Genomic DNA, 16,825 nt, shown 5'->3' with positions numbered 1-16,825 from the left:
GCGGACGTCCGCGTACAGCCGCGATCAGCTCGCTCCCGCCGCGGAGGACCGGCTGCCGTCCGGACCGGTGGCGGCGGCTTCCAGCGACTTCGTCATGTAGACCGCCTCGGCGCCGTAGCTCGCGGGCAGCACGATCTCGGGCCGGGCGCGAAAGCCCCACGCGGCCCACAGCCTTCGCGAGCCGCCCACGGCGGCCAGGGAGAGTGTCCGGTGACGGCCCGCACGCCCGGTCTCCTCCAGTTGCCGGAGCATCCGACGGGCCAGACCCCTGCGGCGCGCCCGCTCGGCGATCACCACGTCGTGGAGGTGCAGGTTGTCCTCCCGGCCGCTCTGCCGGACCGCTTCGACCTCGGCCAGGCTCAGGTCCGGGCAGCGAAAGAGCGGGTACGGCAGGGCGAGCAGGTAGCCGCCGAAGCGGCCCGCGTGCTCCACCACGAAGCAGGTCGAGGGCGAGGCGAGGTGCCGGGAGCGCAGCGCCTCCCGCCCCTCGGACAGGCCGCTCGCCGCGTAGGCGCGTTCCTCCAGCGCGACCACCTCGTCCCAGTCGTCCTCCGCGAGCGGCCGGACACGGATCTCGGTCACGCGCACTCTCCGTCCGGAGCCGGGCCGCCGACGCAGGTGTACGGCAGCGGCGCGAAGCCGTTGAACCCCTGGGTGGCGTAGGCGACGGCGTACGCGCCGCAGGAGTGGACCCAGACCGGGTCACCGGAGGCTACGGTGCGCGGGACCCGCACCATGCCGCCCTGCTGGGCGTACGCGTCGTCGCTGTCGCACGTGGGACCGGCCACCACCGCGTCGACGAGCGGCTCGCCCGCGCGGGTCGGGAACTCAAGCCGGTACTGCAACTGGTCCATCTCGTACAGGCCGTTGAACTTTCCGCAGCTGAGGTAGAGCCAGTCTTCACGTGTGCCGTCGGCCCGATGGCGGGAGGTGAGCCGGGCGACGTGGGCGCGGATCGCGCCGTGATCGGCGACCAGGTGGCGGCCGGGTTCCAGTAAGAAGGACAGCGGGGCGGGGTTGACGGCACGCAGCCGTTCCATGCCCTCGCGGATCACCGCGAACATCTTGTCCAGGGGCGGATCCAGTGGCCGACCGCACCGGTCGAGGACGCCGAGGGCGGGCAGTCCACCACCGAGGTTGATCCGCTCCGGCACCACGCCCTGCCGGTGGAGCGCCTCCAGGGTGGCGGCCAGCGTCTCGATCGCCTCGCTCCAGGCTTCGGGCGTCATCTGCTGGGAGCCGACGTGCACCGACAGGCCGGAGGGCACCAGCCCGGCGTCCCGAGCGTCGAGGAGTACCCGCAGGGCGTCCTCGGGCGAGCAGCCGAACTTGTGGCTCAGGCCCCACAACGCGCCGTCGCCGGTGGTCGTGAGACGGCAGAACACGGCTGATCCTGGGGCGTGTTCGGCGATCGCGGCGACGTCCTCCCGGCTGTCGGTGGCGAAGTCGCGCACGCCCAGCCGGTAGGCGTCGGCGATGTTGCGGTCGGACTTGACGGTGTTGCCGTAGTGGATCAGCTCGGGGGCCACGCCGGTGCGCAGCGCCTGGACGATCTCCTGCGGTCCGGCCGCGTCGAAGCCGGAACCGAGCCGGGCGAGATGGCCGAGCACCTCGTCCACCGGACACGCCTTCATCGCGAACCGGACTGCGGTGCCGGGCAGTTCGGCGCGGAGGGCGGCGTACTGGCGCCCGATGCCCGCCAGGTCGTAGATGATGGTGTCCTCGGCCGCGGCGGCCAGCGCGGCGCGCAGGGCGGAGCCGTCGTGCCGGCCGAGGAGGGGCGGGGCGGACGTCCGCGGGGCGGCCGGCACGCGTCGGACGGTTCCGTCGCGCTCGGACGTCCGGCGCTGTCCGGCGATCTGATACGTGTCGGTGGCCTGCGGCCTCACGCGTGAACTCCCCATCGGACTGGATGATCGGTGCCTCGATCGTTCCGGCACCCATGAGAGGCAACGAGGGAGTCCGGAGGCGGTTATGACACGTGAGCAGGTTTCCGCCCGTCCGGTTCGGTGCGGCGCTGACGGCTCGGCCCGCACCGGCCGGTCACTCCGCAGGGCTTACGGGCGTCGGACACGGCTCCCCGGAGGCGCGGGACGCCGTCTGCAGGAGCAGGGGCACCGGGAGCGAAGCGGCCGGGGTACCTCCCACGGATGTCGTGGCCCGACGCGGCTCTATGATCATGCACCTGACACACTGTCGTCCGTTGAGGAGAGTCCCCGATCATGGGCATGACCCGTCCCGCCACCACCGTCCTGGCCACCGCGCTCGTCCTGGCAGGAGCGCTCGCCACCGCTCCCGGCGCCACTGCGGCGGCAGGCTGCCAGTACAAGGTCGTCTGGCCGACCGCCGGGGTGTACGAGAACCCGAATCCGAACAGTGTCGTCGTCAAGACCAAGTACGCCGGCGACATAGTCGGAGCGTCGACCTGCGAGGGCGCCTCCTACAACGAGTACGGCTACGTCCTGGTCACCACCGACGCGGCGGCGGACGGCCGGGGATGGGTGCGCGAAGGAGCCGTCGTCCCCGTCTGAGGCCCCCGGGTACGACCGGCCGGTGGAGGGCGGCCCGAGCTGCCGAAGCCCGGCGGGACGAGAGCGTGCGCCGCTCCTCGGCCCGCCGGGACGTCGCGTGGTCACGCTCCGCCGCGCCGCGGGACCGGCGGAACACCCTCGGTCGACCTCGCCGTCAGCGGTCGTACGAGGCCTGTTCCAGCGCCTCCAGCACCACGCGCTCGCACAGTTCGTGGGTGGCGAGCGCGTCACGCGCGCTGAGCGTCACGCCGGTGCGTACGGCGTCGAGGAAGGAGGTGACACAGCTCTCGATGCCACGCTGGCGTGCGACGGACACCCAGTCGCCGCGCCGGCGCAGGCTGGGCTGGCCCTTGTGGTCGATGATCTCCGCGAGGTTGAGGACCTGCCGCTTGCTGTCCTGGCCGGAGACTTCGAGGATCTCCTCGGTGGAGCCGCCCCGGCGGTTCATCATGCCGATGGCGGTGAAGCCGTCGCCGGACAGTTCGAGGACGACGTGGTGCATCAGCCCGTCCTCGATCCTGGCCCGCACCGATACCCGGTCGACGGGGCCCGGGACCAGAAAGCGCAGCGTGTCCACGACGTGGATGAAGTCGTCGAGCACCATCGTGCGGGGGTCCTCGGGCAGTCCCACCCGGTTCTTCTGCAGCAGGATCAGCTCGCGCGGGTGGTCGGCGCACTGCGCGTAGCCGGGGGCCAGACGCCGGTTGAAGCCCACCGCGAGACTGGTGCCGCGTTCCTCGGCGAGCTCCACCAGCCGGGTGGAGTCGGCGAGTTCGTACGCGAGCGGCTTGTCGACGTAGGTCGGGACGCCGGCTTCCAGCAGCCGGGCGGTGATCTCCGGGTGGACGGCCGTCGGAGCGTGGACGAACGCGGCGTCGAGCCCCTGCTCCAGCAGCGAGTCCAGGGTGGTGTGACACCGCTCGGCGGGGATCCGGTGCGCGGCGGCGACGGTGTCCAGGGTGGCGGGGGTCCTGGTCCGGAGATGCAGTTCGATCCCCGGCAGAGCGGTGAGAACGGGCAGATAGGCCTTCTGCGCGATGTCCCCGAGTCCGATGCAGCCGACCTTCACGAATGCTCCCTCACCTTGCCGTGCGCTCGTCCTTGATCCCGGCAGCATACGGGCGCGACGGCGACGGCAGCCGGCCGGCGATTCCTCGGACCCGCCGACGGCACGCGCCGGCGCGAACGAGCCGTCCGTTTCACCCGTGGTGATCGTTCCGCCGTACGAACGGGCGCCGTTCGCAGCGCGCTGACCGGGTCACTCGTGCGGGGCATTCGGCGCGTACGGACTCCCGCAACGCCCTGCTCACCCGCAGAGTTACCGGGTGCAACGAACCAGAATGACCGTGGCGGTCCTCGTGGGCGTGGCTGTCGCCACCGTGTCCGGCTGTGTGACGGTCAACCCCGGCGGGCCGGGGGCTCCGCCGCCGGCGCCGAACCGCCCCGTCCAAGAGGTGGAGCCGCAGATCGGGCAGCCGCCTGCCCGTGAGGCGCTGGACGCCCTCCCGGAAGCCTCCCCGTCCGCGTCCGCCCCGGCGTACCCGGACCCGGCTCCCGCGTCCGGGCCGCATGTGGAGCCGCCGGGCGGCGCTCCGCCGGCGGCCTACCCACCGAGGCGCCCGCCCGTCACACTTCCGACGCTGACGGTGTCCGGCCTGCCTCGTGTTCCGGCGTCCGGCAAGGGCGTCTGCGCGCTCGGACGCGGTATCGGGGGGTGGTCCGCGACGAGCCCGCAGTCCAAGATCTGCGATCAGGCGTACGGCCACTGAGACGGCCCCTTCGGCGGAGAGGGGTTACCTCGGGAAGGCCGGTCGTCCCTGCCGGGCAGGCGGCCGGGAGCGCCGGAGAGCGGGTGGGCGGGGTGCGGCTCAGCGTTCCTTGCGGAGGCGCGCCTCCAGCCGGTCGATGGCGGTCCTGACGCCGTTGCCGCGGCCTCCGTCGGGGAGCGCGTCCGCCGCCTTCCGGGCACGGTCCAGATGGTGTCGGGCGGCCTCGGGGCGATGAAGCTTGAGGTAGTCCGCGGCGAGGCCCAGGTGCAGTGCCGGGGAGAACGCGTGCAGGGCGAGGAGGTCCTGGCGAGCGGCGGGCCGTTCGCCGGTCAGCCCTTCGGCCGCCGCGTTCCAGGCGCGCAGGTCCCAGGCCAGTTCGTCACCGGGATCGTCCTGGGTGTCGGCCATGTAGTGCGCCAAGGTGCAGCGGTGGAACGGATCGGCGTCCTCACCCAGCTCGGACCAGAGGACGGCGAAGCGGTTACGGGCCTCTTCGCGGTCCCCGCCGTGCAGGAGAATGACCGCCTGGCCGATCCGGGTGCTGACGGCGTCCGTCGCCGACTGCTGCTGCTCCGCCACTGCGGCCTCCCTCATCGGGTGTGCGGCAACGGGGGCCGCGGTGCGGGAGCGGGCCCTGCACGGGTGCGGAACGGGCGGGCGCGGGCCCGGAACCTTCCGGCGGGGCGTGCCGGACCCGGCTCCGGTGACGGGACAGACCCTAGCCGCACCGGTGGGCGATCAGGCTCAGGCGCGGCAGGACGGCCCACCCGCTCCGCAGGCCGTCCCGCTCGCCGCAGTCCTGGCACCCGGCGCCTCGCCCGTCCGGGATCAGCCGAGGTCGGGGATGCGCCAGTCGATGGGGTCGTGCCCCTGGGCGGCCACGGCTTCGTTGATCTGGGTGAAGGGCCGCGACCCGAAGAACCTCTTCGCGGAGAGCGGCGAGGGGTGCGCGCCCTTCACGACCGCGTGGCGCGACTCGTCGATGAGCGGGAGCTTCTTCTGCGCGTAGTTGCCCCAGAGGACGAACACGGCAGGCTCGGGGCGCTCGGCCACGGCTCGGATCACCGCGTCGGTGATCTTCTCCCAGCCCTTGCCCTTGTGCGAGTTGGCCTCGCCGGCGCGCACGGTGAGGACGGCGTTGAGCAGCAGGACACCCTGCTCGGCCCAGGGCATGAGGTAACCGTTGTCCGGGACGGGGAGGCCGAGCTCCTCCTGCATCTCCTTGTAGATGTTGCGTAGCGAGGGGGGCGTCCTGACGCCGGGCCGCACGGAGAAGCACAGCCCGTGGCCCTGCCCCTCGCCGTGGTACGGGTCCTGGCCGAGGACGAGCACCTTCACCCGGTCGAAGGGGGTGGCGTCCAGAGCGGCGAAGACCTGGTCGCGCGGCGGGTACACCGGCCCCTCGGCCCGCTGCTCCTCGACGAAGTCCGCAAGCTCCTTCACGTACGGCTTCTGCATTTCGTCGCCGAGGACGCCGCGCCAGGACTCGGGCAGCAGCAGGTCGGTGTCGGTCACGTGGACAGCCTCCAGAGAGCATTCGGTTCTTGGGAGAGAACCTACCCGGCCCCTCTGACAGCGGGCCGGTGTCCCCCGTTCGCCGGATTACCAGCTGGCCTTGCGGTACAGCTCCCACATCTGCATGACGGTCTGCGGGTCGAGGGCGCGCTCGCCGCCTCCGATGTCCTCGCCGGCCGCGATGTAGAGCTTGCCCTGCCAGAGCGGCAGCAGCGGGATGTCCTGCACCATGATCTGCTGGGCCTCGGCGAACTGCTTGCTGACCGCGCCGCGGTCGCTCTCCTGGCGCGAGGCGGGCAGGATCTCCTCGGTGATCTTCTTGTTGACGTACATGCCTCCGGTGGCGCTCTCCTTGCCGACGAAGGGCGCGATGAAGTTGTCGGGGTCCGGGAAGTCGGGGAACCAGCCGCGGCCGAAGACCGCGTAGTCGCCCTTGTTGAAGCCTTCCTGGAAGGTGGTCCAGGGCGCGCTCTTCAGAGTGATCTTGAAGAGCCCCGACTTCTCCAGCTGCCGCTTGATCTCCTCGAACTCCGGCGCGGTCGAGGAACCGTAGCGGTCCGTGGTGTACCAGAACGTCATCTCGACCGGCTCCGTGATCCCGGCGTCGGAGAGCACTTGGCGCGCCTTCGTCACGTCGGGGTCCCCGAAGGCGTCGAAGAAGCTGGTGGTGTGCGCGGCGATGCCCTTCGGCACGATGGAGTAGAGGGGTTCGGCCGTGCCCTGGTAGACCTTGGCGACGAGGGAGTCCCGGTCCACGAGACGGGCGACGGCCTCGCGCACGGCCCGCTTGCCGGCGACGGGGTCCTTCGGGTTGAAGACGAGGAAGCGGATGTCGGCGCCCACGGACTCGACGAGCTGGAGACCCTTGTTCTCCTCCTTGCTGCCCTGGAGGCCGATCACCTCGTCGGCGGTGAGGCCGCGGTAAGTGGCGTCGATCTTGTCGCCCCTCAGCGCCGTGACCATCGCGTCGGACTTCTCGTAGTACCTGATGGTGACCGAGTCGTTCTTCCGGTCCGCGAACCCCTTGTAGCTGTCGTTCCTCTTCAGCTCCGCGACGCTGTGGGGCTCGTAGTGGTCGAGGACGTAGGGCCCCGAGCCGGTGACCGAGTTGCCGGTGCGGAGCTTGTCCTTGGGGTACTGCTTCGGCGCGACGATCGACATGGCCGGGGTCGCGAGAACGAAGGGGAAGGTGGCGTCCGACTTGTTCAGGTGGAAGATGACCAGGTCGTCCCCCTTGGTCTCCACCCGGTCGAGCGAGCCCAGCAGACCGAGCGGGCCGCCCTTCGCCTTGATCGCCACGATCCGGTCGATGGAGTACTTGACCGCCTCGGCGTCGAGCTTCTCGCCGTCCGAGAACTCCAGGCCGTCCCGGAGCGTGCAGCGGTAGGCCATGCTCGTGGAGTCGGTGAAGGTGCACTCCGCCGCGTCGGGTTCGGGCTTCGTACTGCCGGTGGGGAAGGACACCAGGGTCTGGAAGACGTTGCGCATCAGCTCCCAGGAGTTGTCCCAGGCTCCGGCCGGGTCCAGAGTCGAGGGCGAGCTGGTCGTCCCGACCGAGATGTGCTGGTCGACGTCCGAACTGCTGCCGGAGAACACGCTGCAGCCGGCGACGAGTGACAGGGATGCTAGGGCTGCAGCAGCCTGCAGACTGGCCCGGTAGAACACGTGCACGCTCCTCGATCAGCCATGGGTCGGCAGACCATACCGCAGCGCTCTGCCGGGCCAATCACCCGGCCCGGCAGGGCACTTGCGTCAATTGGGGCGAACCGTGGCAGGCCGCTCAGCTCACTCCGGCATTGAGGAAGATTCCCCCGTCGATCACCAGCGTCTGTCCGGTGATCCAGCCCGCCTGCTCCGAGGTGAGGAAGGCTGCCGCCCCGCCGATGTCCTTGGGAACTCCCAGCCGGGCCATGGGGTACGCGGCGATCACCTCGGCCTCGCGGCCCTCGTACAGCGCCTCGGCGAACTTGGTCTTGACGACGGCCGGGGCGATCGCGTTGACGCGGACGACCGGCGCGAACTCGTGGGCCAGCTGGAGCGTCAGGTTGACCATGGCGGCCTTGCTCATGCCGTACGCGCCGATGAACGGCGAAGCCGAAATCCCGGCCACCGAGGCGATGTTGACGATCGCCCCGCCGTTCTGCGCCTGCCAGGCCTTCCAGATCTGCTGGGCGAACCCGAGTGCCGAGATCACGTTGGTCTCGAAGACCTTGCGCGCGACGCCGAGGTCGAGCTCCGCCATGGGGCCGAACACCGGGTTCGTTCCCGCGTTGTTGACGAGGAAGTCGACGCGGCCGAACGCCTCCATGGTGCGCTCGACCGCCTGCGCCTGGTGCGCCTCGTCGTGCGCCTTCCCGGCGACGCCGATCACCCGGTCGGAGCCCAGCCGCTCGACGGCCTCCTTGAGAGCCTCCTCGCCGCGGCCCGTGATGCAGACCCGGTCGCCGCGGGCGACGAGCGCCTCGGCGACGCCGTACCCGATGCCCCGGCTCGCGCCGGTGACGAGCGCGACCTTCCCGCTGTCCTGCACAGTCATGATGTCCCTCGTCCTTCGGGTCAGTTGAGCGGGCCGCCGGCGACGTACAGCACCTGGCCGGAGACGAAGCCCGCGTCGTCACCGGTGAAGAAGGAGATGGCGTTGGCGATGTCGTCGGGGCGGCCCACGCGCTGGACGGGGATCTGCGTGGCGGCGGCGGCCTGGAACTCCTCGAAGCCCATCCCGACGCGGGCCGCGGTCTGGGCGGTCATCTCCGTCACGATGAACCCGGGCGCGACGGCGTTGGCGGTGATGCCGAACTTGCCGAGCTCGATGGCGAGGGTCTTGGTGAAGCCCTGGAGACCGGCCTTGACGGCCGAGTAGTTGGCCTGACCGCGGTTGCCGAGCGCCGAGGATGAGGAGAGCGAGACGATACGCCCGAACTTGGCGTCCACCATGTGCTTCTGGACGGCCTTGGCCATCAGGAACGCGCCCTTGAGGTGGACGTTCATCACGATGTCCCAGTCGGACTCGCTCATCTTGAAGAGCAGGTTGTCGCGGAGCACGCCCGCGTTGTTGACCAGGATCGTCGGAGCGCCGAGCTCGGCGACGACGCGCGCGACGGCGGCCTCCACCTGTGCGGCGTCCGACACGTCGCAGCCGACGGCGAGCGCGGTGCCGCCGGCGGCGGTGATCTTCTCGACGGTCTCCTTGCAGGCGGCCTCGTCGAGATCGAGTACGGCCACGGCGCGGCCCTCGGCCGCCAGGCGCACGGCGGTGGCGGCGCCAATGCCTCGCGCCGCTCCCGTCACGATGGCGACACGCTGCTCGGTGGTGGACATGCTGGGTTCTCCTCGCCGTTGGATCGCCGCCCGGCCGACACCGGAGAATCCACCGCACCGGACCCTCCCGGCGCGACCCCCGCTGACTGAGCAAGCGCTTAGTACTGTTGTGGTGGTGACGCTAGAAGCCCTGGCACTCGGTGTCAACGCCCACGACACCCAGGGGTGCATGTCACACCCGAAGGAGACGACGGAGGGGCCGCCCGCAACAGTCGCGGACAGCCCCTCCGGGAGGTGCGGTACGGGGTCCTCAGTGAACGAGAAGGCCGAGCAGGCGCTCGACCTCGGCCGCCGGGTCCAGCGTCAGGCCGGTGTGCACGGGGCCCGGCTGCACGACCGTGGAGCGGGGGGCGATCAGCCAGCGGAAGCGCCGCCCGGCGTCGTCACCGGCCGCCTGGCCCGCCGCGTCACCGCCGCCGCAGACGTTCTCCACCGCCCGCAGCGCGGCCCGCACCCCGACGACGTCGGCGGCGGGGTCGAGCGCACGCAGCTTGCCCTCGTCGAGGTGGGTACGGGCGGCGACGAAGGAGTACGCCCGGCTGTAGACGAGAACCCCGGCGTTGAAGCACTCCCCGCGCTCGACGCGGGGGACGACGCGCAGCAGGGCGTACTCGAAGACCTCGCGCGTGCTCATCGGGTCTCGTCCTTCTCCGTCGGGTGGAGGTTCGCCGCCTGAGCCCTCGGGGCGAGGCGGTCGGCGAGCCAGCCGGGGGCCTTGGACGGGCCGGTCGGCGCCGGGGCGTCCATGACGATGCGCTCGTGGATGGTGGCGGCACGGGCCAGCAGGGGCGCCACGTACGCGCGGCGCAGTTCGTCCGTCGAGTCGAACCCGGGCTCGCCGGACAGCCACTCGTCGGGCACCTGGGCCGTCACCTCGGTGAGCAGCTCCTCGGTGACGAGCGGCGCCAGGGCCGCGGCGGCTGCCGCGATGTCCGGACCGGTGGGCGCGAGCACATGGTCGGAGGCGTTGTACGGCTTGGCCGCGGACGCCTGGGCGCCCGGCCAGTTGTGGTGCCAGATCATCGTGGCGCCGTGGTCGATCAGCCAGACGTCGCCGTGCCAGACCAGCATGTTGGGATTGCGCCAGGACCGGTCGACGTTGTTGATCAGCGCGTCGAACCAGACGATCCGCCCGGCCTCAGCCGGATCGACGTGGTACGCGAGCGGGTCGAAGCCCAGCGATCCGGGAAGGTAGTCCATCCCGAGGTTCAGACCGCCGCTCGCCTTGAGCAGTTCCTGCACCTCCTGGTCGGGCTCGCCGAGCCCGATGACCGGGTCGAGCTGCATGGTCACCAGCTCCGGGACCCGCAGCCCGAGGCGGCGGCCCAGCTCCCCGCAGATGACCTCCGCGACGAGGGTCTTGCGGCCCTGACCCGCCCCGGTGAACTTCATGACGTACGTACCGAGGTCGTCGGCCTCGACGATCCCGGGGAGCGATCCACCCTCACGCAGGGGCGTGACGTAGCGGGTCGCGGTGACCTCTTTCAGCACTTTCGCAATCCACCCATCTCTTCAACCTTGCAATCCACGGAACTCGTCTGCGGGTGCAACGAGGAACCGGCCCGACCGGCGACGCCGGGGAGAACGTGGGGATTCTCGACCGGCACGCCGCTTTCCCTCGCCCCCGGGCAGCCCGTCGATGAGGTCACGCCCCTCGCTGCCGGCCTCCGGCACGAAGTGAGCATAGTAACTCAGGGTGATCGAAGGAGGCGAGCGCCCGAGCGGCCTCGCCGAGATCACGACGGGCTCCCCGGCTCCCGGCACGACGGAGACGTCTTCACCGAGAGGTCCGGCGCGGCGGCGGGTGCCGCTTACTCGCTCGTGCCTTCGAGCACGACGACCGGAGGGTCCGCGGGCTCCGTGAGCGGGATCAGCGCTCGCGGTTCCCCGACCGCCGCCGGCCACCGACCGTCCGCCCGCCCACCGGGCCAGGAAACCGTCACGGCCAACCGTCCGGCCCCTCGCGCTGGTGGCCCGAGAGCCCTGGCCCCGGGCGCCTTCGCGGGTAGTGATCGCCTCGTCGATCGGCGGCTGAGGGGCCGATGACGCCACGGACCCGCGACATCGCCGCCACAGCGGTCCACACCCGTCCCCGCGGCAGGCCGTGGGGACCTCACGAGGCCGGGAGCGGCCGGTTCAGCCGGTGAATCCCCGGAAAAGCCCCTCGGGATCGCTCCTGGCGGCATCCATGAAGTCACCGAAGTCCAAGTTGGCGATCATGAGGTTCGCGTTCATCTCGTGGATGCCCCGGGGCACCACGCGGAAGGCGCCGCCGTACGCCTCGAACTCCTCGTCGCTTTCACACCGCTCCCTGGTCAGCAGTGACAGCGCCAGCAAGGTGACGGGGTTCTCTTCCCGCATCGAGCTGCGGTCCGCGAGGTAGACGACGCCCCGCTCCTCGTACGCGGCTGCCTCCGACAGGATCCGAGCGGGCGCGAATCCACTCCATCGCGGATCGTCGACGATGTGGACGTACGGTACGAGGTCTTCCTCCTGGGCCCGGTTCGTCATCAGCGCCGCTTTCACGGCCGACCACGCCCGCTCGTCGCGATAGTCGGTCCTGATGATCAGCGCGGCATCCTCGTCGCGTCCCGACGGCCATTCGATACGGTCGCTCATCCCGCTCCCCCACACCTCCGCACCATGCGTGCGGCACGCAGGCTACGCGAGGGCGCCGACAGCGCCTGCGGGCGCCTCGGCCGACGGGGCCCCGGAGTGCGTGCCCCCCGTCGACCCGGTTCGGCGGACCGAGCGCCATGGAGCCCCCGTTGCGACCGCCGCGCGGCACCGGTGGCGCTTCCCCCTCCCCGCTCGACCGTCAGGACGGCTGGACCTCGTCGAAGAGGGCGAGAGGGCCGAGCAGCAGGTCGCGGAGTTGCCCGCGGTCGATCTCGGGCTTGGCCCGGTCGTCCGGGCGGGGGCCCCAGTCGCGCAGGACGGTCCCGGCCTGGTCCAGGATGCGCATGGCCTGCCCCTTTGGGCGGGACAGCTCGTGGAACTCCGCCAGCGGACCTGCCTTGTCCAGCGCGAGCTGGCCCATCCCTTCGCGCAGGTCGAGCGCACCGCCCGCAGGGCGCGCGTCGGGGGTAAAATCGCGTTCGAGGACGCTGACGGGGTAGCCGTGGCGGTGCGGGACACGGGCGAAGGTGAGGCCGGCGGGGCCGCTCCCGACCACGGCGATGCGGTGTCTGCCGAGCGGACCACCGGTCTGTCCACACACGACTGGCAGCGCGCCCACGGCCCGCGCATGACGGGAATGCTGGCCACCGGCCGCTTCCCCGCGCTGGCCAAGGCCGTGCACGAGGGCACGGACGTGGACGCGGAGGCGTCCTTCGAGACCGGCCTGGTGTGGGTCCTCGACGCCGTGGCGGCCAGACTCCCCGGTCACCGGCTTGATCCGATGCGCGGCTCTCGCCCGGAGTGACCGGGACCGAAGCCGTCGCCCGAGAACCGCCCGGCCCTGCCGCGGGCGCGGCGGCCCGCGAGCGGTCACCGCACGGGACTCCCCCGGCGTGGACACGCTTACGGGCAGGGGAAGTCGTCTCCGACGCGGGTCGGGTCGAATTCGAGGAGGTCGTCGACGCCGAGCTTGCGCATCACGACGCCGGCCGGCACGACGCCGGCCGGCACGGCGAGGCCGGCACCGCCTCAGGGCCGCTGCCGTCCGTCCCCCACCCCGTCGTCACGCCGACGGTCGGGTGCGGTACGAAGACAGGTGTGAACGAAGAGACCCGACCCGCGACCGTTCGCGTGTTCATCGCCCTCGCCCCGCCCGACCACGCGAAGGAGGAGCTGGCCCGGGAGCTGCGCCCGGCCTACGGCACGCACCCCCTGATGCGGTGGAACCGCATCGAGGACTGGCACATCACCCTGGCGTTCCTCGGCGAACTTCCGGTGGAAGCGGTCCCGGCGCTGCGCCCGCTCCTGGCCGGCCTCGCGACGACCCACCGGCCACCCCGGCTGGCGCTGCGGGGCAGCGGCAGCTTCGACGACCGGGTGCTGTGGAGCGGGATCGACGGCGATCTCGACGAGCTGCACGGGCTCGCCGCCGACGTGCGCACCGCCGTCCGGGAGCACGGTGTCGCGTTCACGGAGCGGCCCTTCCGGCCGCATCTGACCCTCGCCCGCGCCCGCCGGGGCGACCTGACCTCGGCGGGCGAGATCGCGGCGGGGCTCGCCGGGTTCCGCGGCGGCGGATGGCCTGCGGCCCGTCTGCATCTGGTCGGCAGCAACGTGGGCCGCAGCAGCGGCCCGATCCACTACCGCGACATCGAGGCATGGGCGCTCGGCGACGGGAGGGCGCCGGGCCCGCACACGTCCTGACGCCGCCCCGCGGGACGTGCGCCCCGGCGTCGTGCGCCACGCGCCGGGGTCCAACCCTTGGCCACGTACCGAGCCTGTCCCGTAGACTTCGAGGCCTCATCGGTGACCAGCCAACACGGCCTGATACGCCGCGAATTGATGAGAAATCAGGGAACGGACGGGACGGACGGGGCCGTCGCGAACGGAGTGACCGACGGGGCGGTACGCCGGAGCGGACAGGGGGACGCGTCGGGGCCGAAGGCCCGTCAGTACGGGGTACGGGAACGCTCGTGGGCCGGATCAGCGGCAACGGGCGAGCCGTTGGGGATGGGCTTCGTTCCTAAGGAGCGTTTTTCAATGCCATCAGTCATCGTGGGCCGTACGGGCCCCTTCGCCGGCCAGAGCGTGGTTCTGGGCACCGCCCCTCTCACGTTCGGCCGCAAGGGCGACAACGGGGTCGTGATCGTGAGTCCGAGCGCCTCCCGACTGCATGCCGAGATCGTCAAGGAGGACGGAGCGTACGTCCTCCACGACCGTGACAGCAGGAACGGCACGTACGTCAACGACCAGCGCGTCACCCGCCACGTTCTGCGTGCGAACGACTGCGTGCGCATCGGTGACGAAACCTTCCTCTTCGAGGCGCAGGACGTCATGGAGACGGTCATCGACCTCTCCCAGCTGCACCTGCCCCGGCTGAACGCGGCGGCCAACCCCGGCACCCTGCGGGTCACGGTCACCGGCGGCGGTCCGGTGGGGCTCGCCTTCGCGCTGGCCCTGGAGGAGGCGCTGAGCGGACGGGTGGCGATCACCGTCTACGACGGCCGGTGGGTCCGCAAGGGAGCAGAAGTCGTCTGGAAGGACGAGTCGCAGGGCAACGTGCGCCGTCAGCAGGTCGTGACGGTCCAGAGCCGGCAGTACCTCGCGCTCTCCGAGGAGGTGCGTGCGGCGCTGTTCGGCGACGAGGCCGCGTACTCGGAGATGTGGCCGGTGGGACCGGACTCCGTCGACGGCCGCCCGCCCCGCAACATCCGGATCGCCTACATCGAGGACCGGCTCCTCGCCCTGGCGAACACGCGGCCGGCGATCCAGCTCGTCCCGCACCGGTTCGACCCGGTGGAGCGCAAGAGCCGGCTCGCCCAGGAGCACGTCCTGGTGATCGGGGAAGGCGGGCGTTCCCGCACCCGCGACCACTTCGCGGACCGCTTCGGCACGGCCGACGCCTCCATCTACTCCCTGGACGGCGAGCACCTCCAGGACGTCGTGCTGGGGCTGCGGGTCAAGTCGCGGCTGTCGGACCCGATGAGTGTGCTGCTGACCGTGTCGCAGAACCGGTTCCTGCTCAACTCGCTGCGGGGTGAGGGCTTCTTGAACATGCGGCTCACCCGCGAGGAGGCCAAGGGCGTGATCGGTATCGATCCGGTCCGCCAGGTCTTCGAGGAGTGCATCGCGGCCCGCCCCTGCCTGATGAACCGGGAGGAGGACAACGAGTTCCGCTGCTCCACGCACGGGACGCTCTTCCTGCCCGCGCTGCTGCGCAGCTCGCCGCTGTGGAAGGAGATCCGGCAGGGCCTGAACCTGTTCGGTGTGCCCGAGGACGATCTCTCCGCGATCACGTCGTTCCGGCTGGACATGGTGCAACGCCCGCGGTTCACGGCCCAGCTCCTGCGCCCGACCGCCACGACGCCGGGGACGTACGGCTTCCTCCTGGGCGACGCCGCCAACGCGATCCACTTCTGGCCCGGCCGCGGCCTCAACAGCGGTCTCGCCTCGGCCACTTCTCTGGCCCGCTCACTCAGCAGGGCCTGGCGGGGCAAGCCCTTGCGGGACGCGGACTTCATCCGGCACGAGGCGGCGATGTCCATGCTGCAGTACCGGCACAAGAGCCGGGCGTGGAACGCCATGGTGACCACCGACGAGCAGGGCGTCACCCGTGCGATCAAGGACGTCATCGCCCGCAGCGCGGAGGCGGGCAGAGCGACGGGACCAGAGGCCGGCCGGACGTCGGGGCGGCCCGATCTGGACGAGCTGCTGGACCGCATGGCGGCGATCCGTGACCGTCTCGCTCCCCGGCTGCCCGGGATGCCCACCATGGAGCAACTCCGCTCCCACCTCGCCTCGGTCGACCCGGCGACCCTGCGCACCCTCCAGGAGAGCGGCGCCTGGGACACCCTGATCGTCGGCGGGGAGGAGGCCGACATCGACCTCTTTTACCAGTCCGACTCGCCGGTCTACGTTCCTCGGTCCGGCGGCCCGCATCCGGCGGGACCGGTCCCCGCCGGTGTCCACTCGGCCGATCCCCGGAGTCTTCCGTCCGCCGGGGTGCAGTAGGGGCGGGCCGACGTCGTCGCGCGCCCCGTCGGTGACCGTACCGCCGGGGCGCGGCGGCTCCGGGCGCGCGACCGCCGCCGGGGGCCGCCCTGTAGGCCGGTGTGTCAGCCGGCGCGCCCGCGCAGCCGGTGCGCGTGCGCGGGGTAGACCCCGAGGACCCGCACCTCGGACGAGAAGAACCGCAGCTCGTTCAGGGCGAGGGCGACGTGCGGCTCGTCGGGGTGTCCCTCGATCTCCACGTAGAAGCGGCTGGGGCTGAGCCCCGCGCTCATCTGGTAGCTCTCGATCTTCGTGAGGTTGACGCCGCTGGTGGCGAAGCCGCCGAGCGCCTTGAAGAGCGCGCTGGGGATGTTGCGTACGCAGAAGAAGAGGCTGGTCATCGTGGAGCCGTCCGGGTCCGGCCAGGGACCCGCGTCACGGGAGAGCACCACGAAGCGGGTGGTGTTCTCGGGGTCGTCCTCCACCTCGGACCGCAGCACGTCCAGCCCGTACAGCTCGGCCGCGGCAGGCGGCGCGAGCGCGGCTTGCCGGGGGTCGCCGAGCTCCGCGACCTCGCGGGCCGAGCCGGCGGTGTCGTCGCTGACGTGCGTGCGCCAGCCGCCCTCGCGGAGCAGCTTCCGGCACTGGCCGAGCGCGTGCACATGGCTGCGTACACACTCCACCTGGTCGAGCGAGGTGCCCGGAACGGCCATCAGGTCGAAGCGGATCGCGAGGAAGTACTCCGCGACGATGAACAGACCCGACTCCGGCAGCAGATGGTGCACGTCGGCGACGCGCCCCGCGGCGGAGTTGTCCACGGGGATCACCGCGACATCGGCGGTACCGAGCGTCACCGCGTCCAGCGCCTGCTCGAATCCCGTGCAAGGCACTTCACCGCAGCCGGGGTACAACGCGTGGGCGGCGGTCGCCGAGTTGGAGCCCGGTTCCCCCTGATATGCGACGATCGTCACCTTGTTCTGCCTTCCACCGTGGAGCCTGTCCGTCGCGGGTCACGGAGTCCTCTCCGCGTCACCCGCATGCAAGCAGTATCGGAGTACGGGACCGGTCCGGGCACACCGGGTT

At 71.3% G+C, this 16,825-nt stretch carries 16 protein-coding genes and 2 pseudogenes; 5 read left to right on the top strand and 13 right to left on the bottom strand.

All coding sequences use genetic code 11. From position 1 onward, the window contains the following. Positions 1-24: 24 nt before the first annotated feature. Both ACFWEP_RS18890 and ACFWEP_RS18885 read right to left on the bottom strand, forming a co-directional pair. The gene (locus ACFWEP_RS18890; RefSeq protein ID WP_387371428.1) at positions 25-582 is read right to left on the bottom strand and encodes a GNAT family N-acetyltransferase; all 558 of its coding nucleotides are present in this window, start codon (positions 580-582) and stop codon (positions 25-27) included. Further along, positions 579-1,811, bottom strand: coding sequence for a type III PLP-dependent enzyme (locus ACFWEP_RS18885; RefSeq protein WP_387371429.1), 1,233 nt, complete (start codon positions 1,809-1,811; stop codon positions 579-581). Before ACFWEP_RS18885 ends, ACFWEP_RS18890 begins: the two co-directional genes overlap by 4 nt. A 411-nt stretch (positions 1,812-2,222) precedes the next feature. Here ACFWEP_RS18885 and ACFWEP_RS18880 point away from each other — a divergent pair, with 411 nt between their 5' ends. Continuing rightward, a complete protein-coding gene (locus ACFWEP_RS18880) occupies positions 2,223-2,531 on the top strand; it encodes a glycosyltransferase (protein WP_387371427.1) in 309 nt (102 codons plus the stop codon). A gap of 154 nt (positions 2,532-2,685) precedes the next feature. Here ACFWEP_RS18880 and ACFWEP_RS18875 read toward each other — a convergent pair whose 3' ends face one another. Next, positions 2,686-3,600, bottom strand: coding sequence for a Gfo/Idh/MocA family protein (locus ACFWEP_RS18875; protein WP_387371426.1), 915 nt, complete (start codon positions 3,598-3,600; stop codon positions 2,686-2,688). Between the two features lie 256 nt (positions 3,601-3,856). On the opposite strand from ACFWEP_RS18875, the gene ACFWEP_RS18870 reads away from it, so the two are divergent. Beyond that, complete coding sequence (locus tag ACFWEP_RS18870; RefSeq protein WP_387371425.1) at positions 3,857-4,300, top strand: hypothetical protein; 444 nt, start codon at positions 3,857-3,859, stop codon at positions 4,298-4,300. Positions 4,301-4,399: 99 nt separating this feature from the next. On the opposite strand, the gene ACFWEP_RS18865 is transcribed toward ACFWEP_RS18870, so the two are convergent. The 9 genes and pseudogenes from ACFWEP_RS18865 to ACFWEP_RS18825 all read right to left on the bottom strand — a co-directional run. After that, positions 4,400-4,879, bottom strand: a complete 480-nt coding sequence (locus tag ACFWEP_RS18865; RefSeq protein WP_387371424.1) for a hypothetical protein — start codon at positions 4,877-4,879, stop codon at positions 4,400-4,402. 249 nt (positions 4,880-5,128) lie between these two features. Next, the gene (locus tag ACFWEP_RS18860; RefSeq protein ID WP_387371423.1) at positions 5,129-5,815 is read right to left on the bottom strand and encodes a uracil-DNA glycosylase; all 687 of its coding nucleotides are present in this window, start codon (positions 5,813-5,815) and stop codon (positions 5,129-5,131) included. Positions 5,816-5,902: 87 nt separating this feature from the next. Further along, positions 5,903-7,480: an ABC transporter substrate-binding protein gene (locus tag ACFWEP_RS18855; RefSeq protein WP_387371422.1), complete on the bottom strand. Its 1,578-nt coding sequence runs from the start codon at positions 7,478-7,480 to the stop codon at positions 5,903-5,905. Between the two features lie 115 nt (positions 7,481-7,595). Further along, on the bottom strand, positions 7,596-8,351 hold the full coding sequence (locus tag ACFWEP_RS18850) for an SDR family oxidoreductase (RefSeq protein ID WP_387371421.1): 756 nt from the start codon (positions 8,349-8,351) through the stop codon (positions 7,596-7,598). A gap of 20 nt (positions 8,352-8,371) precedes the next feature. Continuing rightward, the gene (fabG, locus tag ACFWEP_RS18845; protein ID WP_328722950.1) at positions 8,372-9,133 is read right to left on the bottom strand and encodes a 3-oxoacyl-ACP reductase FabG; all 762 of its coding nucleotides are present in this window, start codon (positions 9,131-9,133) and stop codon (positions 8,372-8,374) included. A 250-nt stretch (positions 9,134-9,383) separates the two neighbouring features. Continuing rightward, positions 9,384-9,767 (bottom strand): DUF3037 domain-containing protein, encoded by a 384-nt coding sequence (locus tag ACFWEP_RS18840; RefSeq protein WP_387371420.1) that lies wholly within the window; start codon positions 9,765-9,767, stop codon positions 9,384-9,386. Then, the gene (locus ACFWEP_RS18835; protein WP_387371419.1) at positions 9,764-10,624 is read right to left on the bottom strand and encodes a HipA family kinase; all 861 of its coding nucleotides are present in this window, start codon (positions 10,622-10,624) and stop codon (positions 9,764-9,766) included. The genes ACFWEP_RS18840 and ACFWEP_RS18835 overlap by 4 nt, the downstream gene beginning before the upstream one ends. 645 nt (positions 10,625-11,269) lie before the next feature. Then, entirely contained in the window at positions 11,270-11,752 is a 483-nt protein-coding gene (locus ACFWEP_RS18830; RefSeq protein WP_387371418.1) for a DUF6924 domain-containing protein, read from the bottom strand. Between the two features lie 229 nt (positions 11,753-11,981). Beyond that, a pseudogene (locus ACFWEP_RS18825) lies at positions 11,982-12,308 on the bottom strand (FAD-dependent monooxygenase); the annotation flags it as partial. Between the two features lie 15 nt (positions 12,309-12,323). On the opposite strand from ACFWEP_RS18825, the pseudogene ACFWEP_RS18820 reads away from it, so the two are divergent. The 3 genes and pseudogenes from ACFWEP_RS18820 to ACFWEP_RS18810 form a co-directional block, all read left to right on the top strand. After that, a pseudogene (locus tag ACFWEP_RS18820) lies at positions 12,324-12,557 on the top strand (TetR/AcrR family transcriptional regulator C-terminal domain-containing protein); the annotation flags it as partial. 293 nt (positions 12,558-12,850) lie between these two features. Continuing rightward, positions 12,851-13,456 (top strand): RNA 2',3'-cyclic phosphodiesterase, encoded by a 606-nt coding sequence (gene thpR / locus ACFWEP_RS18815; RefSeq protein ID WP_387371417.1) that lies wholly within the window; start codon positions 12,851-12,853, stop codon positions 13,454-13,456. 336 nt (positions 13,457-13,792) lie between these two features. Next, complete coding sequence (locus ACFWEP_RS18810; RefSeq protein WP_387371416.1) at positions 13,793-15,763, top strand: FHA domain-containing protein; 1,971 nt, start codon at positions 13,793-13,795, stop codon at positions 15,761-15,763. A 104-nt stretch (positions 15,764-15,867) separates the two neighbouring features. On the opposite strand, the gene ACFWEP_RS18805 is transcribed toward ACFWEP_RS18810, so the two are convergent. Then, a complete protein-coding gene (locus ACFWEP_RS18805; RefSeq protein ID WP_387371415.1) occupies positions 15,868-16,713 on the bottom strand; it encodes a prephenate dehydratase in 846 nt (281 codons plus the stop codon). Between the last annotated feature and the right edge of the window lie 112 nt (positions 16,714-16,825).

Origin of the sequence: Streptomyces sp. NPDC060198, from assembly GCF_042728415.1 — a bacterium.
In the GTDB taxonomy this organism is placed as follows: Bacteria; Actinomycetota; Actinomycetes; order Streptomycetales; family Streptomycetaceae; genus Streptomyces.
The sequence above is the reverse complement of the archived record's forward strand: the minus strand, read 5'-3'. Positions and strand labels throughout refer to the sequence as shown.